This window comes from Jiangella aurantiaca, from assembly GCF_004349105.1.
GTDB lineage: Bacteria > Actinomycetota > Actinomycetes > Jiangellales > Jiangellaceae > Jiangella > Jiangella aurantiaca.
The window spans coordinates 1-23,486 of record NZ_SMLB01000066.1; the positions used below are offsets into that span (position 1 = coordinate 1).

Here is a 23,486-nt window from a genome sequence, read left to right on the forward strand (position 1 = left end):
GCCCCGGCCCGCCCCGCGTGCTGGTGAAGATGATGTCGAAGCTGGACAGCGCCGCGATCGTCGTCAGCAGCACCAGCACGCCGATCTCCGGGCGCAGGCTGGGCAGCGTCACCGCGCGCAGCTCGGCGAACCAGCCGCCGCCGTCCAGCCGGATCGACTCGTACAGCCCCGGGTCGATCTTGCCCATGCCAGTGAGCAGCAGCACCGTGCACAGTCCCGTCAGCACCCACGACCCGATCAGCCCGACGGCGGGCAGCGCAGTGCCGAAGTCGCCCAGCCACGGGCGCGCCAGCCGGTCCAGGCCGACGGCGTCGAGGACCTGGTTGACCAGGCCGGTCTGCGAGTACATCCAGGCCCAGCCAATGCCGGCCGCGGCCAGCGGGATGATCTGCGGCAGGAACAGCACCGTCCGCACGACCGCGCCGAACGCCGGGCTGCGGATGGCCCGGATCAGCGATGCCAGCGCCAGCCCGGCCGCGATCGGCAGCACGGTGAAGAAGATGATCAGCGTGAACGCGTTGCCGAGCGTGCCGAGCAGCGCCCGGTCGGTCGCGATGCGCACGTAGTTGTCCAGGCCGACCCAGGTGGCGGCGCCGATGCCGTTCCAGTCGTAGAGGCTGTACCGGACCGCCGACGCGAACGGGACCAGCACGAACGACGCGTAGACGCTCAGCGCCGGCAGCAGCAGGAGCCAGCCCGCGCGGCGCGTCATCGGCCGAGGTCCTCCTCGTAGCCGGCCTGGATCCGCGCGATGAACTGCTCGGGGGTGCTGCGGCCTGCCAGCAGCAGTTGCAGCTCCGGGCCGAGCGTGCTGACGAACATGCCCGGCGTCGCGTCGGACAGCACCGGCACCGCGCCGTCGTAGGCGCTGATCGCCTCGAAGGCCCGCTGCGTGTCGACGAGCACCGAATCCGGGTCGATCCGCGGCGCCGACAGGTCCGGCGAGCCGCCCGGGAACGACCCGGCGATGTCGACGATCAGCTGCCGGGCGGCCGGGTCGGTCTGGGCCCAGTCGAGGAAGTAGGCCGCCTCGTCCGGGTGGTCGGAGTTCGCCGCGACGACGAACGCCGCCGGCCCCGCGACGGCGACGTGCCGGCCGCCCTCCTCCAGTGGCGGCGCGGCGAAGAAGCCGACGTTCGTCCCCATCGCGCCGTCCAGGTTCGCCGCCTCCCAGTCGCCGAGCACGAGGAACAGCGCCTCGCCGGCGGTGAACCGGCCGAGCATCGTCGTGTAGTCGACGGCGTTCGCGTCCGGCGACAGGTATCCCTGGTTGGCCCAGTCCTGCAGCTGTGCGGCGGCTTCGACCGCGCCGTCGGTCTGGATGGTGGCGTCGGGCGCGTTGTAGATCCAGTCGGCCAGTTCGTCCTGGTCCATGTGTTGGTTCAGGAGGGTCTGCAGCGGGAACATCGCGATGCCGCCGACGTTCGCCTGCACGATCGGCTGGATGCCCGCCTCGGCGGCGTCGGCCAGCAGCCCCTCGAACTCCGCCAGCGTCTCCGGCGGCGCCGTCATCCCGATCCGGGCCGCGAGCTCCTCGTTGTAGTAGATGCCGTGCACGCCGAAGAGCAGGCCGATGCCGTAGAGGCTGCCGGTACCGGCCCGGCCGGCGTCGGCGTCGATCCGCATCGGGTCCAGGTGCGACGCGGGCAGCTCGTCCCACCCGTACGCGGCGGCGTAGTCGTCGAGGTCGGTGAGAAGGCCGTCGCGGACGAGGTCGGGCTCGGGGCTGAGGTGGATCAGGTCCGGCGGGTCGTCGCCGGCCAGCAGCCGGGGCGCGTTCTGCACCAGCACCTGCATCTCGTCCTGGCGCACCTCCACCGTCACCTGCGGGTGCTGCCGCTCGAACTCCTCAGCTAACGCCTTCCACACCGGCGCGGTCGACTCCACGACCATCGTCAGCTCGACCGGCTCGCCGCTCAGCTCGGTACTAACCGGGCCGGCGGACTCCGCTGCCGGGACGTCGCCGCCAGGGGCGCAGGCCACCAGGGCCAGCCCTACGGTACCCGCGATGACCAGAGCGGATCGACTCGTTCGCGGACGCCGTGGCGGCTGGCAGGGCATGCGCATCGGGGGACTCCTTCGTCGTAGTCGGCCCCGCCAGTCTGTGACCGTCATCGGCGTGGCGTCAAGACATTTGTCGAAGCACTTCGATTCGAATGCGGAGAGACGACCGCGAACGAGCACGCCGCGTACCCCCAGCGCCGTCCATAAGCGCCATCCTGGTAAGGCCCACGCTCGCGGCGGCCAGCTGGCGGTCCGTGGCCATGGCCAGACGGTCTGTGCGGACGTGCGCCTCAAGGTCGGGGAGCCGGTTGATGCTGTCCTGCCACTGGTCCGCGCTCGACGGCGGGAGCGGCTCCCAAGCGACCCAGCTGACGGCCTCACGTGCGAGGTCCAGGATGCGCGCTTGCGCATTCTCATCACCGAGGAAGCAGCTCGACCCGGTGCCCAGCCAGACGCTCACCACGTCTGTGAGCGGTCGGTTGCACTACCGGCGCGGTCAGGATCGCCGGATGGTGACGATCGCGACCCCTGCGACCAGGTCGGCCAGCCCAGGATCGGGCTCGGTGCCGTTGAGCATGTCGAAGACATACCCGGGTGGTGTGCGTCGCAGGCCGCGGAGGACGTGTTCGAAGTCGAACATCCGGCGCATGGTCACCATCCCTGTCACCGCTCTGGCGAGGGCCGGGAGGTAGCGCTCGGCACGGACGCGCCGCGGTTCTCCGCGGCGCGGTCCAGCCCCGTATCTTGAGCGGGTGACCACCAAAGCCTCAGACGCCGAACCGAACGACGAAGTCCGCGACGCCGACGTCGCGGACTTCCTGGATGTGCAGCCGCAGTTGTTCGGCATCGCGTATCGCATGCTGGGGAGCGTCGCGGAGGCGGAGGACATCGTCCAGGACGCCTGGATCCGCTGGCAGCGCGCGGACCGCCGGGTGGTGCGGAACCCGGCCGCATTCCTCACCACGACCACGACCCGCCTGGCCATCAACGCATCGACGGCCGCGCACGTGCGTCGCGAGACCTACATCGGGCCGTGGGTCCCCGAGCCGGTCGACACCAGCCACGATCCCTCCCTCGGCGCCGAACGTGCCGAGGCTCTCGAACTGGCCGTCCTCATGCTCCTGGAGAAGCTGAGTCCGATCGAGCGCGCGGCGTACGTGCTGCACGAGGCCTTCGACTACCCCTACCGCCAGGTCGCCGAGGTGCTCGAGATCTCCGAGGCGAACGCCCGGCAGCTGGCCCGGCGGGCCCGTCAGGCGCTGGAGTCCGAGCGATCCGCGCCCGCCACGCCCGCCGTTCGCCGCCGGCTGCTCGAGACGTTCGTCGCGGCGGCGCGCAACGGAGACCTCGCAGCGCTCGAGCGACTCTTCACCGACGACGTCGTCGCCCGGCCCGACGGTGGCGGCCGGGTGCGCGTCGCCCGCGTCGAGTTGTCCGGCGTCGCGCGGGTGACCAACTACCTCGACAACGTGCTGCGCAAGTACTGGAACGACGCCACCCTGACCATCGTCGACGTCAACGGCGAGAGCGGGATGCTCGTCACCGACCACACCGGCACACCACTGGCAGTCGTCGCCCTCGACGTGACGGCCCGCGGCGTCGAGCGGGTCTTCCTCGTCGCCAACCCGGACAAGATGCGGCAGTTCGAGCGGCGGTCCTGACGGCCTCGGCCTCCAGACCTCAGACGAGGGAAACCGCGTTGGTGAACAGGAAGGCGGAGTCCTCCGACGCCTCGATGCGGTGGCGCCGCTCGGGCAGGGTCAGCAGAGGGCCGTCAAGGACGTCTTCGGCCCGCCGGTCACGGCCGGGGTGCCCTTCGGTCGCGGCGTTGTTCGAGCTCCTCCGCGCTGACCGGTACGAGCATCGGCTGGCCGGGGGCGCAGAACATGGTCACGACGAACGCGGACTCCGCGTCGGCGAGGTTGTTCCCGTCCTGGTAGTGGATGACGTCACCACCGGGCTCCCAGAATCCCTGGCCGGCCTTGATCACACGCGGCGGCTCGCCCTCGAGCTCGAAGACGATCTCGCCCTCGACCACGTACCCATAGGCCGGACCGGAGTGCCGGTGTGGGGGCGAGCCTTCGCTGCCTGGCGGGAGGGTCACGAGGATCGTCATCGCCTCGGCGTTCTCCGGGATCTGCGGCGCTCGCGGCACTGTCGCGACGACCTCGAAGCGCGGCGGCGGACCGGACGCATCGGGGTTGTCGAGGTGGTGGGCGTGTTCAGTGCTCATCGTTGCCTCCGTCGTAGGGCTCTTCAGCCATTACGACCGGGCGGCACCGCGTTTCGTGACAGCCAGCGGGCCAGTACCAGACCACCGCCCCGACCAGGGGTCCGGGCGCACCTGCGGGCTGAGGTCCACTACTCCACACGTCCTATCACTCACCGGACTCCGGGGTCGGCCTTGCGCGGACGCGCGGGGGCCCGGGCGGTGATGCGGGAACGGTCGGCCCGCCTCCCCCGCCGCGTGTGGACACGTGCCGACGTCCGCGATCGGTTGCTGCTACCCGGTGAACCGGTAGGAGCCGACGATGGTCGCGTCGCTGAACGACGGCGGGCCGCCGACGCGGTCGCCGAAGCCCTTCTGGAACTCGGCGAACGCGGAGATGTGGTCCAGCGGGTTGCCGTCGGTCTCGTGGATGACGACGTGCACGAAGGTCACGCCGTCCGCGAGCCGAAAGGTGGCGTACCGCATGCCGCCCGGGTCGTCGGCGTCAAGTTCGGCGAAGATCCGCTCGACCAGATCCTGGTTCTCGTCGGCCGTCTCCGTGCTCTTGGCGGTGTACTGGATCACGTGCGTGCTCATGTGGTTCCTCTCGTTGTGGTGTTTTGATTGGCAGTCGCGCGAGTAGACGTCAGTCGTTCATGGGCGCCAACGTCGCCTCCGCGTCCGCGTCCGCTCTCGCCGGGTCGGGGGTTTTCCCGGGGAGTAGGAATGCGGCGAGCAGGCCCAGCACGGCGAACACCGTCGCGACGAGGAAGGCTGACTGCAGGCCTTCGGTCAAGGCAACCTTGGGGTCGTCGGTTGTGGCGTCGCCCGCGACGGACAGAGCGACCGACGTGACGATTGCGATGCCCAGGGCGCTGCCGATGTTGAACGAGGTGTCCACCAGCCCTGCCGCCAGGCCGGACTCCTCCTCGGCGACGCCGTCGAGCGCGGCGATCTGGGACGCGACGAACGCCGCGCCCATGCCGGGCCCGAAGATCAGCAGGCCCCAGAACAGGTCGGCCCAGAACGTGCCGTCGGCCGACACGGTGATCAGCAACGCCGTGCCGACCGCGATCAGCAACAGCGCCGGGACGGCGATGGGCCGCAGACCCAGCCTGGTAACCGCCGCCTGGCCCGCGAATGCGCCGACGATGGACATGACGGTCATGACGGCGCTGGTGAGACCGAACTGCAGGGCCGAGTAGTCCAGCACCTCCTGGACGTAGATGGTCAGCGGGAACAGCATGCCGTCGACGGTGAGGCCGACCGCGAGGATCGTCAGGTTGCCCGCGGTGAGGTTGCGTATCTTGAAGATCCGGAGCGGCACCAGCGGCGCCGACGAGCGGGACTCGATCACCAGGAACAGCGCGATCAGCACAGCAGCGGCGGCCAGCTGGAAGATGGTGCCGGTGCTGCCCCAGCCGACCTCGGGCGCGTTGATGATCGCGTAGATCAGCAGCACGAGCGCGGCGGTGATGCTGATGGCGCCCGCCGCGTCGAACTTGCGGACCGCGACCCGCTGCTTGGTCTCATTGATCAGGGCTGGCACGAGCAGGAAGATTGCGACGCCGATCGGGACGTTGATGTAGAAGATCCACTCCCAGCTGATGCCCGAGGTGATGACTCCGCCTAGCAGCAGGCCCGCTGTGGCGCCGATGCCTCCCAGCGCACCCCACACGCCCAGCGCCTGGTTGCGCTCGGCGGGGTCGCGGAAGACGGACACGACGATGGACAGCGCGGTGGGCGCCATGATCGCGGCCGACACGCCCTGGACCGCACGGGCTGCGAGGAGCACCCAGCCATCCCAGGCGATGCCGCACAGCAGTGACGACACGACGAACAAAGCCACGCCGGCGAGGAAGACGCCCCGGCGCCCGACGAGGTCGGCGACCCGGCCGAAGAACAGCATGAGGCCGCCGAAGGTGATGACGTAGCCGGTGAGCACCCACTGCACGCCGGCGACGTCGAGGTCTAAATCGTCCTGGATGGACGGGATCGCGGTGAGCACGATCGTGGCGTCCAGGATGACCATGAAGAACGCCGTGCCTAGCAGGGCCAGCGCTTTCCAGCGGCGCGGATCCGGCGGGTCGACCGAGCCGGGCGTGGGTGGCCGGTCGCCCTGTTGACTGGACATCCGCTCTCCTTACTGATTAGTCCTTAAACCAATCCGTTCAGTTGAACTCTACTAACAGCTAGTCCTAAAACACAACTAGGAGTCATCTGAGAAGGACTTCCGCTGGTAGACTGGGGTCATGGCGACCAAGCGCAGATACGACGACGGGTGCGCGACCGCTCACGCCCTGGACCTGGTAGGGGAGCGCTGGGCGTTGTTGATCGTGCGTGAGCTGCTGTTCGGCCCTAAGCGGTTCACCGACCTGCGCACCGGCATGCCGGGGGCGAGCCCCAACGTGCTGTCCAACCGGCTGCGCGAGCTGGAGGAGTTCGGCGTGGTGCAGCGCCGCAAGCTGCCGCCGCCCGCCGCGGCATGGGTGTACGAGCTGACGGAGTGGGGCCGGGAGCTGGAGCCCGTGATCATCTCGCTGGGGCGGTGGGGCGGCCGGTCGCCGTCGCTGCGGCACGACGCCGCGATCAGCGTGGACTCGCTGATGCTCGCGCTGAAGACGCTGTTTGACCCCAGCCGCACCGACGGCTTCACCGCCGACGTGGTGCTGCGGCTGGGCGAGGACTCGTTCCGAGTGCAGCTGTCGGCGGACCGGATCTGGATCATGCGGGGCGACCTGGACCACCCGCACGCGGTGATCGAGACCGACCCAGTGACGCTCAACGCGCTGATCTGGGGCGGGCGGGGCCTGCCAGAAGCGATCGAGGAGGGCGAGATCAAGCTCACTGGCAGCCGGGAACGCGTGGAACGCTTCCTCGGCCTGTTCCCCCTCCCCGAGCCCGCCGTGGTGGCCCGACCTACACCGAAGTGAGGCGGAACAGCTGCGCGCTCCGTGCGCGCGGCGAACTCGTCGTAGACCGGTGCGGCGCCGCTGCGGCTAGGTGAGCCGCATCGTCGCGTCTGCGACAGCTTTGCCACGCTCGGCCGCTGCTTAAGCGCCCATGGTCGGATCTGCTCGTCGGACGAGCCAGAGGTGTACGGCACTGAGGCGTCACCTTGTGCCGGCGAGCTCCGTGCCGCGCTCGTGGGCTGCCGAGCGGCCGGCGGAGCGCCAGCGGGTGCTGGCGGCGGAGGTGCGCACGGGGTGCGTGGGCAGTGCAGGTCGGCGGGGACGTGCGGTGCTGGCCGGGGTGGCGCGGCCGGTGGGCGTGGTCCATGGTGGGTGCCGTGTTGCGCCCCAGCCCGGTTCGGACGGGCTGGGGTTACAACGTGTTCAGATCGGGATAGCTGGGCCTGGTCGGTGATAATCCGTTCCACGTCGGCCAGCTCGTAGCCCCGGCGAAAGGCAAGCTGCGTGGCAAACGACCCAGGCTCTCACCCAAACAACAGCGCGAACTCGTCCGCATGGCCGGCACCGGCGAGTACACCATCGCCGACCTCGCCGAACTGTTCACCGTCTCCCGCACCCACGGTCTACCGCACGCTCCAGCGCGACGCGACGGTCGCCAAGCAAGACCGCCGACGCACTCGCATACACCTTCGCGATCCCTGCGACATCACCTGCTCGTCAGGTAGGTGTCCGGCGTCAGGGCCAGCTCCATCTCTCGGCCATCGTTGGCCATGAACCGCACCGACGACGGCCCGAACCGGAACCGCCTCAACGTGCGTGGGCATAGTGTCCAAAAGCGGCAGCAGGCGAGCCCCGCCGGTTGGGTACCGCTCGTCCTGCACGAGATAGAACGCGCGACGCTGGGCGAACTCATCTACGGCCCGCCCGTGGCGGTTTCGGCATGTCGGGTGCCGCGGCGGTCCGCACGACGGCGACGGGCTCAGGGCGCCGGAACGTCCACTTCGGACTCGCCGTGTACCCGGCCCCGCTCGAACGCCGCCGTGAGCTCCTCCGCGCCGACGGCCGCGCGGATCGCGCCGGTGATCCTGTCGACGTCGCCGCGCTCACCGGACGGCAGCGGCGCACCGGCCCGTTCCCGCAACGCGGCGGCCGCGCCGAGCAGCCGCGCCGCCCGCTCGTGGTCGCCGCACAGGGCTTCCGCCCCGGCGAGCCCCTCGAACGCCAGCGCCACCGCCCGCGGGTCACCCGCCTTGCGCGCCGCCGCCAGCCCTTCACGGTGCAGGGCGCAGGCGGCGTCGGCGTCACCGCGCAGCTCGGCTACGAACCCCAGCTCGGCGATGATGAGCGCGACCGCCAGGTCCGACTCCAGCCGCCGGTCGTGCACCAGCCACTTGCGCAGCAACGCCTCTGCCTCGTCGAACCGCCGCTGCCGCCGCGCGCTCAACGCAAGGCCCAGCTCGGCGAACTCCTCGCCGATCGTGTAGCCCTGTGCGACGGCCTGCGCGCGGGCGGACTCGTGCAGCTCGTCGGCCTGCACGTGATCACCGGTCAGCAGCGCGATCCGGCCGAGCGCGGCCAGGTTGTCCGATACCTCGGTGCTCAGGCCCAGCTCTTCGGCGATCCGCAGGCCGTTGCGGTGCAGCTCGGCCGCGCGGTCGTAGTCGCCGACGACCTCGGCGTGCGCGCCCAGGCCGAACGTCACGTGCAGCTGTCCCCATCGGTCGCCCACCTCGGTGAACAGGGCCATGCCGAGATCGTGTCCGGCAGCGTCGGGCACGGTCGCCGTGGTCTTGCGGAACGCGTGCGAGGTGAGCCAGGCCAACGCGTCAGCACCCCGTGCACGGCGGATGTCGCGCCGCACGTTCGACGGATCACGCAGACCCCCGATGCTGTCGGGGAACACCGGCCGATCGAGCTGGGTGCCCGGCACGAAGCGACGGCGGAGCATGGCGGCGAAGGTCGGCGGCAACGCCAGTGTCCGCACGCCGGCGTAGCGGCGATCCCGTTGGGCGTCACGGACTGCCGATGAACATGCGCCGGCGCTAAGCGGGGTCACGATACAACGGTGCCGGTTCCCCATAGCGCACCTGTCGGACGCCACCGGGCAGAGCTCCAGCCAGAGCCCGGGACGCGTCGACAGAGCATCCCACGGTGAACTCGATCTCCTCGTCGACCTCGCAGGCCACGCACCAGGTCTGATCCTCCGGCCACACGAGGTGCGGTTCTTGATAGCCCTCCAGGGAGCCGTACCAGGCCAGGGACGGTGCGTCTCTGAGTACTACGACAGGACCGGTGAACAGCAGCATCGTTCGATTCGGAATCGGCACTCGTGGCGCTCGAGGAACCGGCTCCCCGCCCCACCCCTCCCAGACCGCCGCATACCCTCGGGTTGGCGTGGCCGTGTACGAGGCCAGAATCGCGAGAGCTACACGAAGGGCAGGATCTTCCCCTGCCGGGTCGACATCATCGGCCTCCGGGGCGAAGGCGATCCGCACGTACACGTCGAAGCCTGGCGGGCCGTACCGAACAAGATCCCGCCAATCGACATCGGCCTGCAGCAACCACCGCGCCGCATCCGCGTCCACCGCTGGCCTGATCTCCGTCATCGCCTCAGTCTGCTACGAGACAGGCCGTTCCGGGCGCACCAGCTCGGCCAACTCGAGACGCGATGCCGTGGCGCCGTCGGGGACGGATTCTTCCCTCGCCCAGCCGGAACAAGGGCTACTTGCGCACCGCGTAGCGCAGATGCAGGACGCCGGGATCCTCCAGCACGCGCACCAGATCAAGTTCCGTGTGCTCGGATGGGAGCCCCTCGAACAGCCGCCGCCCCTGGCCGAGCAGCACCGGCCGGAGCTGGATGTCGATCATGTCCAGGACGCCGGCTTTCAGCGCCTCTTGGCCGGTGTAGGCGCCGTGCATCATCACGTTCCGGTCCCCTGCGGCCTGCTTGGCCTGTTCCACACAGGAGGCGATGCCATCGGTGACGTAGTGCACTCGCTCGTACGGGTTCTCTGCCGGCGGCTGGTGCGTCGGCACGAAGATCGGCACCCCGTCGTGGTGATCCCCGCCCCAGTAGCCGGCGAAGTCCCCTGTCCGCTTCCCGGTGATCACGGCACCGGTCGCCATGCTCTCGTCGAACACGAGTTGGCTGTTGGGATGCTTGGGGCGGAATGCATTGGCCCCTTCTGCGTCGGGCTCAGCTCCGCCGCCGAGCCAGTTCATCAGCCGCATCCCATTGGTGCCCGCGGGGTTCTCGGCGTTGTCGTCCGGCCCGGTGATGAACCCGTCGAGTGACATTGCCATGGTCAGGAATACTTCGGACATTCCTCTTCCTCACTCCGCCATTGGATCGTCCATGTTCGGGTGGTGACTGGGCGAGACAGGCTAACTCATCGACTAGTACTCCAGCCGTCGGCGGCGCTGGGGTCGAACCGGTACCCGTCGAGCTGGGCGGTCCGGTCCCCATCCCCCTCATGCCGCGATTGTCCGGGCGGCAGTTATGAGGAGGACGGGGGAGAGTGAGGGAGGGGGCAGGGCGGCGCGCTCGCCGTGCCCCCTCGAGGAGCTACGGCGACTGGCCCAGCTTGGCCTCGCGGCGGTAGAAGTCGACCTGTTCCTCGACGGACTCACGCAGCTTGGTCAGCCACTCGGGAACCGCGTTCATCGTGTCGAACTGACTGACCGCCGCGTCGACCGCTTCGGCCGCTGCGGCCAGGAACTCGGCGGCCTGCACGGCGCGCAGGATGCGTCCGGCCTGCCAGTCGAGCCGCCCTCCGTAGCCCCGCACCAGGCCACCCAGCCGGGCGGTCAGCCGATCCAAGCGTTCGATGATCTGTGTGTTGGCCGCCGTTGTCGGTGACGATGGGTTGTCGTTGACGTTGACGACCAGGTGTGGACAACCGGTCCGATGTCGGATGGGTCGTCTGCGCCGTCAGCGTGGCGTCGTACGGGGCTGGCGCGCACGGCGACGACCGGGTACGGCTTGATCATGGAGAAGGTCGGCTCTGCAGTCGGGGAAACCCGACCCTTCTCCATGATCGACTCGGTGGCGGCGGTGTGAGCCGCCATGGGGGTGGTTCATCCTGGTGCTGCCCGCTGCGGCGGCCGGGTGTCCCTGCCCGGGCCGGTCATGGTCGCGGGGTGGTGACATGAGCGCCAATTGTTGGCGCTGGTGTCAACACGCCCGGGTCGTGTTCGGTGCCCTGGCCGGGTCGGCCAGGCCCGCGGGCGCGGCCGACGCCGTGACGACGCCGACGTCGCCGTGCCGATCACCCGGCCTCGCCCGTGACCGCCAGATCCTCATGATCAGTGACGCCATCATCGGCAGTTTCAATGGCGGCTAACAATCTGTGCGTACTCATGCCCGGCAAGTAGCGCTCGCCGGCCTGGGCCAGCATTTCCGGAGTCCAGCCCGCCCGCTGCGCAACGTCAGCGATTTCCACGAGCTGGGCGGCAAGGTCGCGCGCCTCCGACGGAAGGAGCGACAGGTGCATGCGCGCGTCACCGCCTAGATGACGGTTCTCCTAGTGGCTATGGGACGAGGAGAACCTTCAAAACTGTGGCGCCAGGCAACGCCGCTATCTACTCGACGATCGCCCGCATCGCCGACGAGAAGGACGGCTTGCCAGTCGAGCTCAACGGGATGACGCTCGACGCGTCCGTCTACCTGCTCCGCTACGAGTTCGATGCCTGATACACCTGCGGCAAGGCGTCAGATGCCGAGCAAGAAGCTCAAGTGCTCGTGGACGGCCGCCAGTTCCGAGCCTGTCAGGGTGCCGCGCTGATCCGTCAGCCAATGGCGGGGATGGGTCATGAGCCGGTCCGCGAGCACGTAGCCGCCGTCGACCCGGACGGCGAACGGCTGGAACGACTTCGGCTCTGGCACCACCTGACACGTGACGACCAGGTTCGCCTTGGACGCGTTGTAGGTGGGGTGCGAGAGGACCAGGCGGACGGTGCCGTCCTCCAGGCTCCACAGCTCGCCGGGGTTCACGCCTCAGCCTGCACCCGCAGCACGTCACGAGCCATCGCGTCTTCGGCCGGCGTCCACGACGGACCCTCGACCTGGTCGAGCAGCCGCCGGTAGTGCTCGTTCCTGACGGCTCGCTCGACGAACTCCGAGCGGTTCAGGCCTGACGCCTTCGCGTCGGCGTCAAGGAGCGCCAGCGACGACGAGCTGATCGCTACAGTCACCTTCTCTTTCGCCATACATCTATCATACCGCATCCCATACAGGCGGGCGTCTGGCTCACGCAGCGGCGATCAACGCCACACCGCCGTCAACAGATCAGACGCCGCCCGTCGCCAATTCAGGAGCGTCGACTTCGCGGAAGAGGACATTCGCGCCGAATACTGCCTGGGCCGCCATCGCCGTAGTCACTCTTGGCCCACACCGCCACATCATCAGCAAGAACCTCGCTGACGAGTTGCATCGCAGCTTGCTGCTCATCCGACGCCGAACGCGACGTCCTCTCATTCACCCGCAGCCGGTGCGGGTCATGAGCCGCGGCGGATCCGGTCGAACGGTAGGTGCACGACGGCGTCGGGTACGGTGTTGCGTTCGACCAGAGCCTTGATCTGGCCGTCGTCCAGCGCCTGGCGCACGATCCAGACCTCGCCGACCGCGCCGACAAGAGGATTGTTCACCGAAGGGATCTGGCTGCGGCTGGCCCGCGACGGCGACGCCCTGACGGCGGAATGGTCGTCCGACGGTGAGACCTGGACCGCCTTCGGGCCAACACGATCCATCTCGTCCATGACGGACCCCCGTATCGGTCTGGCTGCCTACAACGGCGCGGGCCAGCCTGCCGCGTTCGACTTCTTCCGCATCGACCAAGGCGAGCCGGCCGACACCACCGGGCCGGACGTGGCGATGACCGGTATCGAGGACGGGGCGACCCCCGGCGACTCGGAGGTGGTTGAGCTGCAGGTGTCCGCTACCGACAGCCAGTCTGGTCTGGGTTCGCTCGCCGTCGACCTCGACGGCGAGCGATTGGCCGAGTGCGGATCACCCCAGTCGGTCACGCTGGATCTGTGGGCGCTGGAGCTTGGTGACCACGTCCTGGAGGTCACCGCCGTCGACGGGGCAGGTAACCGCACGGTCGAACGCATCGGGTTCACGGTCGTCACCCCATCGCCGACGTTCTGGCCCACCTGGAACGGATCGAACGGGACGGCACCGTGACACCCCGCACCGCCCGCCACGTCGGCATCCTGGTCGAGATCGCCCAGCGCCACCTCGAACAGGGCCGGATACCGCAGGCGCGAGACCAACTGCAGCGAGCGGCACGGGAGGTAGCCGCTGACGTCGACGATCCGGTCGCGCGCGACTTGTTGGTACGAGATCTCGAGCAGGTGATCGAGAGCCTCGGCTGACCAAGTGCCCAGGCCGGTCGCAGGCAGGATTGCCGGCGACCGGCCTGGGCTCCATCGAGTTCGATCCGCGGCGCTGGCCTCAGGATCCCCACTCGGCACCATCCCGTAGGCCGTCAGCGTCACCCGTCGGTTCCGGGCCGCTGGTCGGAGCCGACGACGCGGATGCCGTACTGGTCGATGACGTAGGTGGCGTGGCCGTACTTGACGGCATGGCCGTGGGCGGCATGCTCCGCCTTGCCGTAGACGGCGAAGGTGCGCCCGGATTTCCGGCACTGCGGGCAGTGCGCGCGGTAGGCCGGATCCCACCGCCGTTTACCGGTCTCTTGGTCGCCGGTCGTCCCCGGCTGCTCCGGTGTCGCACCGAGAACGCCGGCTTCACGGTCGCGTCGACGGTCAGTGGTCATCGCGCGCCCCCCTTGGTTCGCGATCCGGGCCTGCCGGCCCTCACCCCTGCCATCGCTCGGTGTCCGGAAATGGGCACGGCCTGCACCAAGGCGAGACCATGAAGAGAGCGCCGCCGAGACCCCTGCGGAGGGGTCTCGGCGGGCGCTCGAGGCCTCGAGCGAGGCCTCAGTCGACGACGGCGGCCTCACCCGCCTCTTCCGCCGATGTGTGCCCGAGGTTCGACAGCACCGACGACCGGCTCGCGTCCTCCGACGCGAGCACCCCGCCGTTGGCGACGTCGTCGGGCTCGATGTGTTCGAAGGCGATGCGGACGTCGCCGGGACGGGCCCCCAGCTCGGCGACGGCGGCCGCGGTGACGGCGGCCGCGAAGGCACGCTTCTGCTCGACGGTGCGCCCGCGCAGCATCTGAACGGTGATGCTCGGCATGCGATTCCTCCTCAGCAGCAAGAAGCTCAAAGAGCGGCGATCACGGTCTTCAGTTCGGTGAAGTCGTCCAGCCCGAACGAGCCGAGCTCACGGCCCCAGCCGGACTCCTTGAAGCCGCCGCGCGGCAGCACGACGTCGTCGGCGTGCCAGGTGTTGAGCCAGACGGTGCCCGCGCGCAGGGCGGCGCCGGCCCGGTGTGCGCGCCCCACATCCCGCGTCCAAACGCCGGCGGCGAGGCCGTAACGGGTGTCGTTGGCCAGTCGGAACACCTCCTCCTCGGAGTCGAACGGGACGGCGGTCACGACTGGGCCGAACACCTCGTTGCGCTGGATGTCCGCGTCCTCACTGACCCCCGTCAGCAGCGTCGGCTCCATGAAGAAGCCGCTGTCCAGGCCCCGCCCGCCCCCTGCGACCGCTTGCGCACCGTCGCGGATGCCGCCCTCGACGTAGCCGAGGACCATTGACTGCTGCTCCTCGGTGATCAGCGGCCCCATGTCGGTCGACGGGTCGAAGCCGTTCCCCAGCCGCGTGCGACGGGCGATCGCAGCCACCCCCTCGACCACTTGGTCGAACGCCGACCGCTCGACGTACAGACGGGAGCCGTTGACGCAGCACTGGCCCTGGTTGAAGAAGCCCGCGTGCGCCGACCCCGCGATCGCAGCCGGCAGGTCGGCGTCGGCGAAGATGATGTTCGGCGCCTTGCCGCCGAGCTCCAGCGACACCTTCTTGAGGTTGCCCGCCGCCGCCTCGACGATCTTCTTGCCGACGGCGGTCGAGCCGGTGAAGGCGACCTTGTCGACGCCGGGGTGACGGACGAGCGCGGCGCCCGCGTCGCCGTACCCCGGCACGACGTTCAGCACCCCGGGCGGGAACCCGGCCTCCAGGAACAGCTCGCCCAGCCGCAGCGCGGACAGCGGCGTCTGCTCGGCCGGCTTCAGCACGACGGTGTTGCCTGCGGTGACCGCGGGGATCACCTTGAAGCAGGCCATCAGCAGCGGGAAGTTCCACGGTACGATCCCGGCGACGACGCCGACCGGCTCACGGACCGTGTACGCGAAGTACGGCGCATCACTGGACATCGGGATCGTCGTGCCCTCGATCTTCGTCGCCCACCCGGCGAAGTAGCGGAACAACTCGGCGGCGGTCGCGACGTCGCCGCCGCGGGCGTTCGCGAACGGCTTGCCGTTGTCCAACGTCTCCAGCTGGGCCAGCTCGTCGGCGTGCTGGTCGATCAGCTCGGCCATCCGCCACAGCAGCCGCGCCCTCTGACGGGGCGTGGTGCGCCGCCACGGCGAGACCGGCTCGAACGCCGCCCGGGCGGCGGCAACCGCGCGGTCGACGTCCTCGTCGCCGCCCTGCGCGACGCGCGCGAGCATCCGGCCGGTCGCCGGGTCGAGAGTCTCGAAGGTGCGGCCGGACGCCGCGGCGGTCCAGGCGTCCCCGATCAGCAGCGGCCGCTCGGCCGCGATGAACTCGGCGACGGCGGGCAGCAGGTGGTCGCGGGTGGCATCGGTCGTGGTCATCGAGGGCGCCTTTCTGCACAGGAGAGACGGACGGTCATTTCAGGACCGCCACCTTGGAACGGTCGATCGTCACCGTGACGGCGATGATGATCAGCAGGCCGTAGAAGATCGGCTCGAAGCCGGCGTCGACGCCGATCAGCGAGAGGCCGACGCGCAGCAGCACGACGATCAGCGCGCCGACGACGGTGCGGAACAGGCCACCGTGGCCGCCGGTGATCGCCGTCCCGCCGACGATCACGGCCGCGACGGCGGGCAGCAGCAGGCTGTCACCGAGGGTCGGCGCGCCGCTGAACGTACGCGCGACGAGCAGGACGCCGGCCAGCCCGGCGCACGCGCCGGAGATCCCGAACGCGGCGATCTTCACCCCGCTCACAGGCAGCCCGGCCAGCCGGGCGGCCGGCTCGGCGTGCCCGATCGACGAGACCCACCGGCCGAACGGGGTGAACCGCAGGACCGCGCCGAGCACCGCGACGAGGCCCAGCGCGACGAGGATGGCGCTGGGCCAGCCGCCGACCCGGGTGAATGCCCAGCGCAGCGCCCCGAGGTCGGTGACGGCGATGGTGCTCGCGCCCGAGAACGCCAGCGCGAGCCCGGTCCACAGCGACATCCCGCCGAGGGTGACGATGAACGACGGCACCCTCGCGGCGATGTGGATCCAGCCCTGGACGACGCCCGCCAGCGCGCACACCAGCACGACAGGCACGACGACGGCAGAGGACATCGTCGGCACCCACAGCGCCGTCAGCACCGAGGCGAACGACGCCAGCGCCCCGATCGACAGGTCGATGCCGCCGCACAGGATCACCACGGTGATACCGACGGCCAGCACCATCAGCGGCGCCGCGGAGTCGGCCATGGTGAGCAGGCTGCGCTGGGTCAGCAGGTCGGGGTTGCGCAGCGACAGCAGGACCAGCAGGACGCCGAGGATGAGCAGCGGCATGAACCGGACCAGTTCGCGGCGCACGCGGCTCGGCCCGTCCACGGGGGACGACGCCGCCGGCTGGACCTCGGGTGCGGTGTCGGTGCTCATACCATCTCCTCGAGGATCACGACGGGGTCCGGCTTGGCGCCTTTCGGGGTCTCGACCGTCGTCACGACCTCGCCGTCCTTCATCACCACGACGCGGTGGCTCAGCGCGATGGTCTCCTCGAGCGTGTCGGACAGCAGCAGCACCGCGCAGCCGGCCGCGGCCAGGTCTCTGATCAGGGCGTACACGTCAGACTTGGCGCCGACGTCGAGCCCACGGGTCGGGTGGTCGAGGATCAGCAGCCGCAGGTCGTCGTCGATCATCCAGCGGGCCAGCACGACCTTCTGCTGGTTGCCGCCGGACAGCGTCCCGATCGGGGTCTGCGGCGACGGCGTCTTGATGCCGAGCCGCCGTACCCACTGCTCGACCAGCCCGCGTTCCCGCCGCGCCTGCAGCACCGGCCCCGCGCACACCTCGCCGACGTGCGCCATCGACAGGTTCTCGGCCACCGACATCGGCGGGACGATGCCGTCGGTGCGCCGTTCGGACGGGACGTAGCCGACGCCCGAGCGCACGGCGGCCCGCGGCGAGCCGAGCCGGAACGGCCGGTCGTCCAGCGTGACGCGGCCGCCGGAGGCCCGGATGGCGCCGAACAGCGCCCGGCAGACGTCCTCGCGCCCGGACCCCTGGACGCCGGCGACGCCGAGCACCTCACCGGCGCGGATGTCGAAGCTGACGTCCCGGCAGCCGCCGGTGCTCAGCTTCTCCACCCGCAGCCGCACCGGAGCGCCGTCGCAGTCGTGCTGCGCCTCGTCGTGGTAGTGGCTCCCGCCGGACTCACGGCCGATCAGCAGGTGGTGCAGGTCGGTCGCGTCCACCGTGGCGGGGTCGACCTCGGCGACGACCCGGCCGTTGCGCAGCACGTAGACGCGGTCGGACACCTCCAGCACCTCGTCCAGCCGGTGCGAGACGAACACCACCGAGGCCCGCTTGCGCAGCCGCTCGATCTGCGCGAACAGCGTCGCGATCTCGTCGCGCTCGAGCACGCTGGTCGGCTCGTCCAGCAGCACCACCGGCTCGGAAGCGATGCGCTCCTCGATGGTGAGCACCTTCGCGACCTCGACCATCTGCCGCTGGGCGAACGTGAGCGTGTCGGTGCGAGCGCGGGGGTCGATCGTCGAGCCGATCTTGTCCAGCTGTTCCTGGGCCAGCGCCGTCATCGTCCGCCAGCGGTAGACACCGCCCCGGACGGCCGAGCGCTCCGCGCCGAGCAGGATGTTCTCGGCCACGGTGAGGTTCGGCACCAGCGACTGCTCCTGGAACACCATGCCGATGCCGACGGAGCCCGCATGCGCGACGCCGCGCAGCCGGACCGCCTCGCCGCGGACCCGGATCGTGCCCGCATCCGGCGTCACCAGCCCGACCAGCGACTTCAGCAGCGTCGACTTGCCCGCGCCGTTCTCGCCGATCAGCCCGACGACCTCGTGCGCGCGCACCTCGAAGCTCATGCCGTCCAGCGCCGTCACACCCGGATAGCGCTTGGTGAGTCCGTCCACGGACAGCACAGGCGGCGAGCCCGTCATTTGACCACCCCCAGCCGATGCCGGACCGGCCACGTCGCGGCCGCCACCGCGGCGACGACGATGACGCCCTGGACGGCCTGCTGCGCGTACGGGCTGACGCCGGCGAGGATCAGCCCGTTCTGCAGGACGGTGAGCACGAACACGCCGATCATCGACTGCAGGACCCCGCCCCGGCCGCCGACGAGCAGCGTCCCGCCGATCACCGCGGCCGCGATCGCGGAGAAGTTCAGCCCGCTCCCGGCCGTGACGACGCCGGAGCCCAGCTGCGAGGTGGCCATCACCGCGCCGAGCCCGTAGAACGCGCCGGCGACGGCGAACGCGGCGGCCTTGTACCGCGCGACGGGGACCCCGGACAGCCGGGCGATGTCCTCCGCGCCGCCGATCGCGTACGCGTACCGCCCGACGCGCGTGTAGCGCTGGGTCAGCCAGCCGGCGAGCACCGCGCCCGCCGCGACCCAGCTGGCCACGGCGAACCCGAGGAACTTCGACGACGCCCAGCCGCTCAGCCACGCGTCCTCGACGATCGGCCGCTCCCCGGCGAACAGGATGGTGGCCACGCCCAGCCCGATCGCGTAGACGCCCAGCGTCGTCAGGAACGACGGGATCCGCAGCCGGGTCGACAGCAGCCCGCTGGCCAGGCCGAACGCCGCGCCGAGCGCGACCGCGACGACGACGCCCAGGACGCCGAGGTCCAGCCCGGTGCGCGAGTTGGCGACCAGCAGCGCGACGGTGAGCGCACAGGCCCCGATCACCCCCTCGACGGACAGGTCGATCGCGCCGAGCAGCAGGACGAACGTCAGGCCGACGGTGACGACCGCGAGCACCGCGGCCGCGTCGACCACCGCCACCAGGTTGTCCAAGCTCCGGAACTGCGCGTCGAGGACCGAGAACACCAGGATCATCAGGACGAGCGCGGCCAGCGACGCGGTGGTCTGGACGGCGTCTGTCCCGCGCGGACGCCACGTCTGGCGCGGGCGCCCGCCGGCCGCCGGACGCGGCCCCGTCGCTGGGGCCGGCCGGGCGGCGCGAGGCTGAGCCGTGTCGGGCGACGTCATCAGCCGATCGGCCCGGTGGCGCGCTCGAACACGTTGGCGCAGTCGAAGTCGGCCATGTCCAGCTCCGGCGCGGCGAACTCCGCGACGTTGCTCTGGTCGATGAGGAACTGCTCGGCGAAGAACGCGCGGTCGTCGTTGTCGACCGACGCCGGGTCGAGCTCGCCCGTCGCCGCGCAGTAGCCCATGGCCAGGCCGATCGCGCCCTGCCACGGCCCGTCGCTGGACACCGTCGCCGTCATCCGGCCCTCCTGGATGGCGGCGATCGCCTCCGGTACCGCGTCGATGCCGACCACGCCCACGTTCTCGAGCCCGGCGGCCTCCAGCGCCTGCAGCGCGCCGAGCGCCATGTCGTCGTTGGCAGCCCAGATGCCGCCGACGTGGTCGGCGTGCGCGGTCAGCAGCGTGCGGGTCACGTTCAGCGCCTCGGCCCGGTCGAACCCGGCGGTCTGCTCGTCGAGCAGCGTGATGCCCGGGTACTCCGACAGCGCCCGCTGCAGGCCGGCGAACCGGTCCTGCGCGGCGGAGGTGTCGAGGATGCCCTGCAGCGCGATCACGCCGCCGCTGCCGCCCATCCGGTCGAACAGCGCCTTGGCGATGAGGTAGCCGGACTCCTCGCCGTCGTAGGTGATGTGCGCGACCCAGCGGTCGAAGCCGTCCCACGGGTTGAGCTCGGCCGGTTTGTTCCACTGGGTGACGAGGAACGCACCGGCCTCGTTCGCGGCGGCGACGATCGGCGCGGTGTCGGAGTCGCCGTTCGGCAGCACGTTGAGGACGGCGCACTCCATGCCGCTGCCGGCCAGGGCCTGCCGGATCTGCTCCTGCTGCCGCTGCGAGTCGCCATCGTAGGTGAGGTGCTGCTGTTCCAGGCCGACGGACTCGGCGAAGGTGTCGCCGCCGGTCAGCCAGGCGGCCTCGTACGGGTTGGTCTGGTTGCGGACCTGGCCGATCAAGGTGATCTCGTCGGGACTGCAGGTGCCGTCCCCCGCCGCGCTCGTGCTGCCCCCGTCGTCCGCACAGGCGGTGAGCAGGAGCCCGCTTGCGACGACGCATGCGAGGACCGTCGGGCGATGACGCGTGGGTTTCCTCATTGAAGTTCCCTCTCGGCTTCGCACAGCCCGCGGGCGCGGGCTGCGAGGACCTGACTGCGACACAAGGGCCCGCTAGCGGGCGCTCCAGCCTCCGTCCACGAGCAGGACGTGCCCGGTCACGTAGTCCGAGGCACGGGAGGCCAGGAAGACGGCGGCGCCGACGAGGTCCGACGGCAGCCCCCACCGGCCGGCGGGGATGCGGTCGCCGATGCTCGTCGCGCGGGCCGGGTCGGTGCGGAGCCGGGCCGTGTTGTCGGTGACGATGTAGCCCGGCGCGATCGCGTTGACCTGCACCCCGCGCGGCGCCCACTCGTTGGACAGCGCACGGGTGACGCCGGCGACGGCGTGCTTGCTCGCCGCGTACGACGAGACGCCGATGCCGCCCTCGAACGAGAGCAGGCTCGCGATGTTGATGATCTTGCCGCGGCCACGGGCGACCATGGGCCCGGCGATCCGCTGGGTGAGGAAGAACAGCGACGTCAGGTTCACGTCGAGCACCTGGTTCCAGGAGCTCGCGTCGACCGTCAGCGCCTCCTCCCGGTGGATCACGCCGGCGTTGTTGACGAGGATGTCCACGTCGGCCGGCAGCCGCTCGTCCAGCGCACCGCTCGCGATCAGCTCCGGGTGCGCCAGGTCCAGGTCGAGCGTCGTCGCCGTCCGGCCCAGCTCCTCGACGGCCGCCTTGGTGGCGTCGAAGCTGCCGGCCCGGCCGGCGAGTACGAGGTCGGCGCCGGCGACGGCGAGGCCGACGGCGATCGCCCGGCCGATGCCCCGGCTCACGCCCGTGACCAGCGCCGTCCGTCCGACCAGCGAGAACGCCCCCAGGTCGGCCTGAGGCGCGGGTTCGTGCGGCTGCTCGTCCAGGACCGGCCGACCGTCGGTGCTCACAGGGCCTCCAGCGCGACGGGGTCGAGGTCGCCGTAGTCGGTGTTCTCGCCGGCCATCGCCCAGACGAACGCGTACGGACCGGTACCGGCGCCGGCGTGCACCGACCACGAGGGCGAGATGACCGCCTCGCCGTCGCGGACCCACAGGTGCCGGGTGCGGCCCGGCTCGCCCAGGACGTGCAGCACGCGCGCGTCGTCGGCGAGCTGGGTGTACAGGTAGACCTCGGTGCGGCGGTCGTGCCGGTGCGGCGGCATGGTGTTCCACACCGACCCCTCGGCGATGACCGTGACGCCGAGCTGGAGCTGGCAGGACGGGTGGCCGCCGGGGCCCCAGACGTAGCGGTACAGACGGCGGACGCTGGCGCCGCGCTGGTCGCCCAGCTCGACCGGCTCGACCTCGTCGCGCCGGAAGACGGCGACGCCGTGGTCGGCGTGCGCGCCCGCGGAGACCAGGTAGAACCGGGCGCCGTCGCCCCGGAACGCGACCCGCCGCCCGCGACCGACGTACGCGCCGTCGAGCGTCCCGAGCGCGTGCGGCTCGTCGTCGACCAGCACCTCGCCCGGCCCCCCGACGTTGACGACACCGAGCTCGCGGCGTTCGAGGAAGTGCTCGGCCCGCAGCTGATCCGGCGTCGGCAGGGCGAGCGGGCCCGTCCCCGCCGGTACCGCGCCCGCCAGGACCATGCGATCCTCGTGCGTGTACACGGCGCGTACCTCGCCATCGGCGAACAGGTCGTCGACGAGGTAGCGCCCACGCAGCTCGGCGGTGGTCGCGGTCTCGGCCGAGGCCGGAGCGGTCGCCTGGCGGACCTCCATCATGTGCTCTCCCATCGAACGTCGGAACGGCGAGACGGGTGTGGGACTTCGGCAAGCGTTCACATATGCGGACCGTTGTCCTCATTTGCGACCGCACTCAACCAGGATGTGAATGACCTGTCAAGGATGGGTCTGCTAGCTTTGTCTGTGATGAGCGTCGACGATGTGGACCTCTCGCCCGATACAGAGGGCGACGAAGGGGACTTCCAGCCGGTGAAGTCCGCCGGCCGGGTGCTGGAGCTCCTGGAGGTCCTCGCCAGCACCGGCCCGCGCAGCATGCGCGACCTGGCCGATCAGCTCGGCGTGCCCAAGAGCAGCATGCATGCGCTGCTCAGGACCATGCAGCACTACGGCTGGCTCGAGCTCGACGCCACCGGCAAGCAGTACGGCCTCGGTGTCCACGCCCTGCTCGTCGGCTCCGCCTACGTCGACGGCGACGACGTCGTGGCCCGCACCAGCCCCATCCTCGACACCCTCGCCGAGAACACCGGCGAGACGGTTCACCTCGGCCGCCTCGAGGGCGATCACGTCGTCTACATGGCCAAACGCGAGTCGGTCCACCCGCTGCGGATGTTCTCCGCCGTCGGCCGCCGGCTATCGGCGTACTCGACGGCGCTCGGCAAGTGCCTGCTCGCCACCCTGAGCGACGAGGAGATCGTCGCGCGCATGCCGGAGAAGCTCGAGGCGGCCACCGACAAGACCATCACTGACCCGGACCAGCTGCTCAAGGACATCCGACGAGCCCGGGTCCGCGGCTACTCGATCGACGACGAGGAGACGACGCAGGGCCTGCGGTGCTTCGCCATCGCACTCCCCCAGCGCGCCCCGACGCACGACGCCATCAGCATCTCCGTGCCGATCTTCCGCCTCGACGACGAACGCCAGGAGGCGATCGTCCGGCTGCTCTTCGAGGCCCGGTACTCCTTCGCCCGCTGACGCTCGTCGAGTGGGCCACCACGAGGATTACCCGAGCCTCGACACGGTTGCAGGCGTAGTGCGACACGAGATTTCGTGCTGAACGTGATCATTTCCAGCCCGCCAGGGGGCCAGCGAACGGCACGACCCCGGCGAACGTCAGCTCAGCCGACCGGCCCATCAACACCCGCGGTTCACATGTGTGGACAACCTCTCCGGAGTGTCCCACATCTGGAACAGAGTTCTTGACTCTGGACAATCCCGACCCCTATCGTCCAGCGGGAGTGCCCGGCGCGGGGGCCGGCCACGAGTCGCCGCTCT

At 70.3% G+C, this 23,486-nt stretch carries 29 protein-coding genes and 1 pseudogene; 7 read left to right on the top strand and 23 right to left on the bottom strand.

Translation table 11 applies throughout. The features are described from left to right. From E1262_RS27790 to E1262_RS30640, 3 genes are all read right to left on the bottom strand, one after another. The coding region (locus tag E1262_RS27790; RefSeq protein WP_132107600.1) for a carbohydrate ABC transporter permease at window positions 1-712 on the bottom strand (712 nt) is incomplete at its 3' end. Further along, entirely contained in the window at window positions 709-2,067 is a 1,359-nt protein-coding gene (locus tag E1262_RS27795) for an ABC transporter substrate-binding protein (protein ID WP_162606120.1), read from the bottom strand. The genes E1262_RS27795 and E1262_RS27790, both read right to left, overlap by 4 nt. 433 nt (window positions 2,068-2,500) lie before the next feature. Continuing rightward, complete coding sequence (locus E1262_RS30640) at window positions 2,501-2,644, bottom strand: hypothetical protein (protein ID WP_162606121.1); 144 nt, start codon at window positions 2,642-2,644, stop codon at window positions 2,501-2,503. 112 nt (window positions 2,645-2,756) lie between these two features. Here E1262_RS30640 and sigJ point away from each other — a divergent pair, with 112 nt between their 5' ends. Beyond that, window positions 2,757-3,665, top strand: coding sequence for an RNA polymerase sigma factor SigJ (gene sigJ, locus E1262_RS27800; RefSeq protein ID WP_132107602.1), 909 nt, complete (start codon window positions 2,757-2,759; stop codon window positions 3,663-3,665). A 137-nt stretch (window positions 3,666-3,802) separates the two neighbouring features. Here the strand turns inward: sigJ and E1262_RS27805 are convergent, their stop codons facing one another. From E1262_RS27805 to E1262_RS27815, 3 genes are all read right to left on the bottom strand, one after another. Then, window positions 3,803-4,237, bottom strand: a complete 435-nt coding sequence (locus E1262_RS27805; protein ID WP_132107603.1) for a cupin domain-containing protein — start codon at window positions 4,235-4,237, stop codon at window positions 3,803-3,805. A gap of 270 nt (window positions 4,238-4,507) precedes the next feature. Then, the gene (locus E1262_RS27810) at window positions 4,508-4,810 is read right to left on the bottom strand and encodes a hypothetical protein (protein WP_203454572.1); all 303 of its coding nucleotides are present in this window, start codon (window positions 4,808-4,810) and stop codon (window positions 4,508-4,510) included. A gap of 49 nt (window positions 4,811-4,859) precedes the next feature. Beyond that, complete coding sequence (locus E1262_RS27815) at window positions 4,860-6,347, bottom strand: MFS transporter (RefSeq protein WP_132107604.1); 1,488 nt, start codon at window positions 6,345-6,347, stop codon at window positions 4,860-4,862. A 118-nt stretch (window positions 6,348-6,465) separates the two neighbouring features. Between E1262_RS27815 and E1262_RS27820 the strand changes: the two genes are divergently transcribed. Both E1262_RS27820 and E1262_RS32245 read left to right on the top strand, forming a co-directional pair. Then, entirely contained in the window at window positions 6,466-7,146 is a 681-nt protein-coding gene (locus E1262_RS27820) for a winged helix-turn-helix transcriptional regulator (protein WP_132107605.1), read from the top strand. 449 nt (window positions 7,147-7,595) lie between these two features. Continuing rightward, window positions 7,596-7,767, top strand: a pseudogene (locus E1262_RS32245) (helix-turn-helix domain-containing protein); the annotation flags it as partial. Between the two features lie 337 nt (window positions 7,768-8,104). On the opposite strand, the gene E1262_RS27830 reads toward E1262_RS32245, so the two are convergent. The 5 genes from E1262_RS27830 to E1262_RS27850 form a co-directional block, all read right to left on the bottom strand. Continuing rightward, window positions 8,105-9,073, bottom strand: a complete 969-nt coding sequence (locus tag E1262_RS27830; protein ID WP_203454574.1) for a tetratricopeptide repeat protein — start codon at window positions 9,071-9,073, stop codon at window positions 8,105-8,107. 94 nt (window positions 9,074-9,167) lie between these two features. After that, window positions 9,168-9,731, bottom strand: coding sequence for a hypothetical protein (locus tag E1262_RS27835; RefSeq protein WP_132107606.1), 564 nt, complete (start codon window positions 9,729-9,731; stop codon window positions 9,168-9,170). Window positions 9,732-9,846: 115 nt separating this feature from the next. Next, the gene (locus tag E1262_RS27840) at window positions 9,847-10,449 is read right to left on the bottom strand and encodes a dihydrofolate reductase family protein (RefSeq protein ID WP_132107607.1); all 603 of its coding nucleotides are present in this window, start codon (window positions 10,447-10,449) and stop codon (window positions 9,847-9,849) included. Between the two features lie 241 nt (window positions 10,450-10,690). Further along, on the bottom strand, window positions 10,691-10,945 hold the full coding sequence (locus tag E1262_RS27845; RefSeq protein WP_132107608.1) for a hypothetical protein: 255 nt from the start codon (window positions 10,943-10,945) through the stop codon (window positions 10,691-10,693). 448 nt (window positions 10,946-11,393) lie between these two features. After that, complete coding sequence (locus E1262_RS27850; protein WP_132107609.1) at window positions 11,394-11,618, bottom strand: hypothetical protein; 225 nt, start codon at window positions 11,616-11,618, stop codon at window positions 11,394-11,396. 65 nt (window positions 11,619-11,683) lie between these two features. On the opposite strand from E1262_RS27850, the gene E1262_RS31865 reads away from it, so the two are divergent. Then, entirely contained in the window at window positions 11,684-11,818 is a 135-nt protein-coding gene (locus E1262_RS31865) for a hypothetical protein (RefSeq protein ID WP_275261828.1), read from the top strand. Window positions 11,819-11,836: 18 nt separating this feature from the next. Here E1262_RS31865 and E1262_RS27855 read toward each other — a convergent pair whose 3' ends face one another. From E1262_RS27855 to E1262_RS30645, 3 genes are all read right to left on the bottom strand, one after another. Next, window positions 11,837-12,118, bottom strand: coding sequence for a hypothetical protein (locus E1262_RS27855; protein WP_132107610.1), 282 nt, complete (start codon window positions 12,116-12,118; stop codon window positions 11,837-11,839). Continuing rightward, window positions 12,115-12,333 carry a ribbon-helix-helix domain-containing protein gene (locus E1262_RS27860; protein ID WP_132107611.1) on the bottom strand — a complete coding sequence of 73 codons (219 nt, stop codon included), beginning with the start codon at window positions 12,331-12,333 and terminating at the stop codon, window positions 12,115-12,117. The genes E1262_RS27855 and E1262_RS27860 overlap by 4 nt, the downstream gene beginning before the upstream one ends. Before the next feature lie 288 nt (window positions 12,334-12,621). Continuing rightward, window positions 12,622-12,771 carry a hypothetical protein gene (locus E1262_RS30645; RefSeq protein ID WP_162606122.1) on the bottom strand — a complete coding sequence of 50 codons (150 nt, stop codon included), beginning with the start codon at window positions 12,769-12,771 and terminating at the stop codon, window positions 12,622-12,624. Between E1262_RS30645 and E1262_RS27865 the strand changes: the two genes are divergently transcribed. Beyond that, on the top strand, window positions 12,764-13,309 hold the full coding sequence (locus E1262_RS27865) for a DUF1349 domain-containing protein (RefSeq protein WP_132107612.1): 546 nt from the start codon (window positions 12,764-12,766) through the stop codon (window positions 13,307-13,309). The two genes, E1262_RS30645 and E1262_RS27865, sit on opposite strands and share 8 nt — an antisense overlap. After that, the gene (locus tag E1262_RS27870) at window positions 13,306-13,500 is read left to right on the top strand and encodes a hypothetical protein (RefSeq protein ID WP_132107613.1); all 195 of its coding nucleotides are present in this window, start codon (window positions 13,306-13,308) and stop codon (window positions 13,498-13,500) included. The genes E1262_RS27865 and E1262_RS27870 overlap by 4 nt, the downstream gene beginning before the upstream one ends. A 119-nt stretch (window positions 13,501-13,619) precedes the next feature. Here E1262_RS27870 and E1262_RS27875 read toward each other — a convergent pair whose 3' ends face one another. The 9 genes from E1262_RS27875 to kduI all read right to left on the bottom strand — a co-directional run bounded on the left by E1262_RS27875 (window position 13,620) and on the right by kduI (window position 22,253). Beyond that, window positions 13,620-13,904: a hypothetical protein gene (locus tag E1262_RS27875; RefSeq protein WP_132107614.1), complete on the bottom strand. Its 285-nt coding sequence runs from the start codon at window positions 13,902-13,904 to the stop codon at window positions 13,620-13,622. 166 nt (window positions 13,905-14,070) lie between these two features. Continuing rightward, window positions 14,071-14,361: a tautomerase family protein gene (locus tag E1262_RS27880; protein WP_476702885.1), complete on the bottom strand. Its 291-nt coding sequence runs from the start codon at window positions 14,359-14,361 to the stop codon at window positions 14,071-14,073. After that, window positions 14,358-15,854 carry an aldehyde dehydrogenase family protein gene (locus E1262_RS27885; RefSeq protein ID WP_132107616.1) on the bottom strand — a complete coding sequence of 499 codons (1,497 nt, stop codon included), beginning with the start codon at window positions 15,852-15,854 and terminating at the stop codon, window positions 14,358-14,360. The genes E1262_RS27880 and E1262_RS27885 overlap by 4 nt, the downstream gene beginning before the upstream one ends. Before the next feature lie 34 nt (window positions 15,855-15,888). After that, window positions 15,889-16,884 (bottom strand): ABC transporter permease, encoded by a 996-nt coding sequence (locus E1262_RS27890; RefSeq protein WP_132107617.1) that lies wholly within the window; start codon window positions 16,882-16,884, stop codon window positions 15,889-15,891. Beyond that, entirely contained in the window at window positions 16,881-18,404 is a 1,524-nt protein-coding gene (locus E1262_RS27895; protein WP_132107618.1) for a sugar ABC transporter ATP-binding protein, read from the bottom strand. The genes E1262_RS27890 and E1262_RS27895 overlap by 4 nt, the downstream gene beginning before the upstream one ends. Beyond that, window positions 18,401-19,459, bottom strand: coding sequence for an ABC transporter permease (locus E1262_RS27900; protein ID WP_203454576.1), 1,059 nt, complete (start codon window positions 19,457-19,459; stop codon window positions 18,401-18,403). Before E1262_RS27900 ends, E1262_RS27895 begins: the two co-directional genes overlap by 4 nt. After that, the gene (locus E1262_RS27905) at window positions 19,459-20,547 is read right to left on the bottom strand and encodes a sugar ABC transporter substrate-binding protein (protein WP_132107619.1); all 1,089 of its coding nucleotides are present in this window, start codon (window positions 20,545-20,547) and stop codon (window positions 19,459-19,461) included. Before E1262_RS27905 ends, E1262_RS27900 begins: the two co-directional genes overlap by 1 nt. 72 nt (window positions 20,548-20,619) lie before the next feature. Further along, a complete protein-coding gene (locus E1262_RS27910; protein WP_132107629.1) occupies window positions 20,620-21,372 on the bottom strand; it encodes an SDR family oxidoreductase in 753 nt (250 codons plus the stop codon). Window positions 21,373-21,431: 59 nt separating this feature from the next. Further along, the gene (gene kduI, locus E1262_RS27915; RefSeq protein ID WP_132107620.1) at window positions 21,432-22,253 is read right to left on the bottom strand and encodes a 5-dehydro-4-deoxy-D-glucuronate isomerase; all 822 of its coding nucleotides are present in this window, start codon (window positions 22,251-22,253) and stop codon (window positions 21,432-21,434) included. A 147-nt stretch (window positions 22,254-22,400) separates the two neighbouring features. Between kduI and E1262_RS27920 the strand changes: the two genes are divergently transcribed. After that, window positions 22,401-23,186, top strand: a complete 786-nt coding sequence (locus E1262_RS27920) for an IclR family transcriptional regulator (RefSeq protein WP_132107621.1) — start codon at window positions 22,401-22,403, stop codon at window positions 23,184-23,186. Window positions 23,187-23,486: the final 300 nt, after the last annotated feature.

What these genes read in the sequence shown, in the direction of transcription:
- E1262_RS27840 (WP_132107607.1), bottom strand. Translation starts at nt 10,449, where the DNA reads ATGTCCGAAGTATTCCTGACCATGGCAATGTCACTCGACGGGTTCATC.
- E1262_RS27795 (WP_162606120.1), bottom strand. Translation starts at nt 2,067, where the DNA reads ATGCGCATGCCCTGCCAGCCGCCACGGCGTCCGCGAACGAGTCGATCC.
- E1262_RS27885 (WP_132107616.1), bottom strand. Translation starts at nt 15,854, where the DNA reads ATGACCACGACCGATGCCACCCGCGACCACCTGCTGCCCGCCGTCGCC.
- E1262_RS27850 (WP_132107609.1), bottom strand. Translation starts at nt 11,618, where the DNA reads ATGCACCTGTCGCTCCTTCCGTCGGAGGCGCGCGACCTTGCCGCCCAG.
- E1262_RS27810 (WP_203454572.1), bottom strand. Translation starts at nt 4,810, where the DNA reads ATGAGCACGCACGTGATCCAGTACACCGCCAAGAGCACGGAGACGGCC.
- E1262_RS27830 (WP_203454574.1), bottom strand. Translation starts at nt 9,073, where the DNA reads ATGCTCCGCCGTCGCTTCGTGCCGGGCACCCAGCTCGATCGGCCGGTG.
- E1262_RS27895 (WP_132107618.1), bottom strand. Translation starts at nt 18,404, where the DNA reads ATGACGGGCTCGCCGCCTGTGCTGTCCGTGGACGGACTCACCAAGCGC.
- E1262_RS27815 (WP_132107604.1), bottom strand. Translation starts at nt 6,347, where the DNA reads ATGTCCAGTCAACAGGGCGACCGGCCACCCACGCCCGGCTCGGTCGAC.
- E1262_RS27835 (WP_132107606.1), bottom strand. Translation starts at nt 9,731, where the DNA reads ATGACGGAGATCAGGCCAGCGGTGGACGCGGATGCGGCGCGGTGGTTG.
- E1262_RS30640 (WP_162606121.1), bottom strand. Translation starts at nt 2,644, where the DNA reads ATGTTCGACTTCGAACACGTCCTCCGCGGCCTGCGACGCACACCACCC.
- E1262_RS27890 (WP_132107617.1), bottom strand. Translation starts at nt 16,884, where the DNA reads ATGAGCACCGACACCGCACCCGAGGTCCAGCCGGCGGCGTCGTCCCCC.
- E1262_RS27900 (WP_203454576.1), bottom strand. Translation starts at nt 19,459, where the DNA reads ATGACGTCGCCCGACACGGCTCAGCCTCGCGCCGCCCGGCCGGCCCCA.
- E1262_RS27860 (WP_132107611.1), bottom strand. Translation starts at nt 12,333, where the DNA reads ATGGCGAAAGAGAAGGTGACTGTAGCGATCAGCTCGTCGTCGCTGGCG.
- E1262_RS27805 (WP_132107603.1), bottom strand. Translation starts at nt 4,237, where the DNA reads ATGAGCACTGAACACGCCCACCACCTCGACAACCCCGATGCGTCCGGT.
- E1262_RS27875 (WP_132107614.1), bottom strand. Translation starts at nt 13,904, where the DNA reads ATGACCACTGACCGTCGACGCGACCGTGAAGCCGGCGTTCTCGGTGCG.
- E1262_RS27820 (WP_132107605.1), top strand. Translation starts at nt 6,466, where the DNA reads ATGGCGACCAAGCGCAGATACGACGACGGGTGCGCGACCGCTCACGCC.
- E1262_RS27905 (WP_132107619.1), bottom strand. Translation starts at nt 20,547, where the DNA reads ATGAGGAAACCCACGCGTCATCGCCCGACGGTCCTCGCATGCGTCGTC.
- kduI (WP_132107620.1), bottom strand. Translation starts at nt 22,253, where the DNA reads ATGATGGAGGTCCGCCAGGCGACCGCTCCGGCCTCGGCCGAGACCGCG.
- E1262_RS27920 (WP_132107621.1), top strand. Translation starts at nt 22,401, where the DNA reads ATGAGCGTCGACGATGTGGACCTCTCGCCCGATACAGAGGGCGACGAA.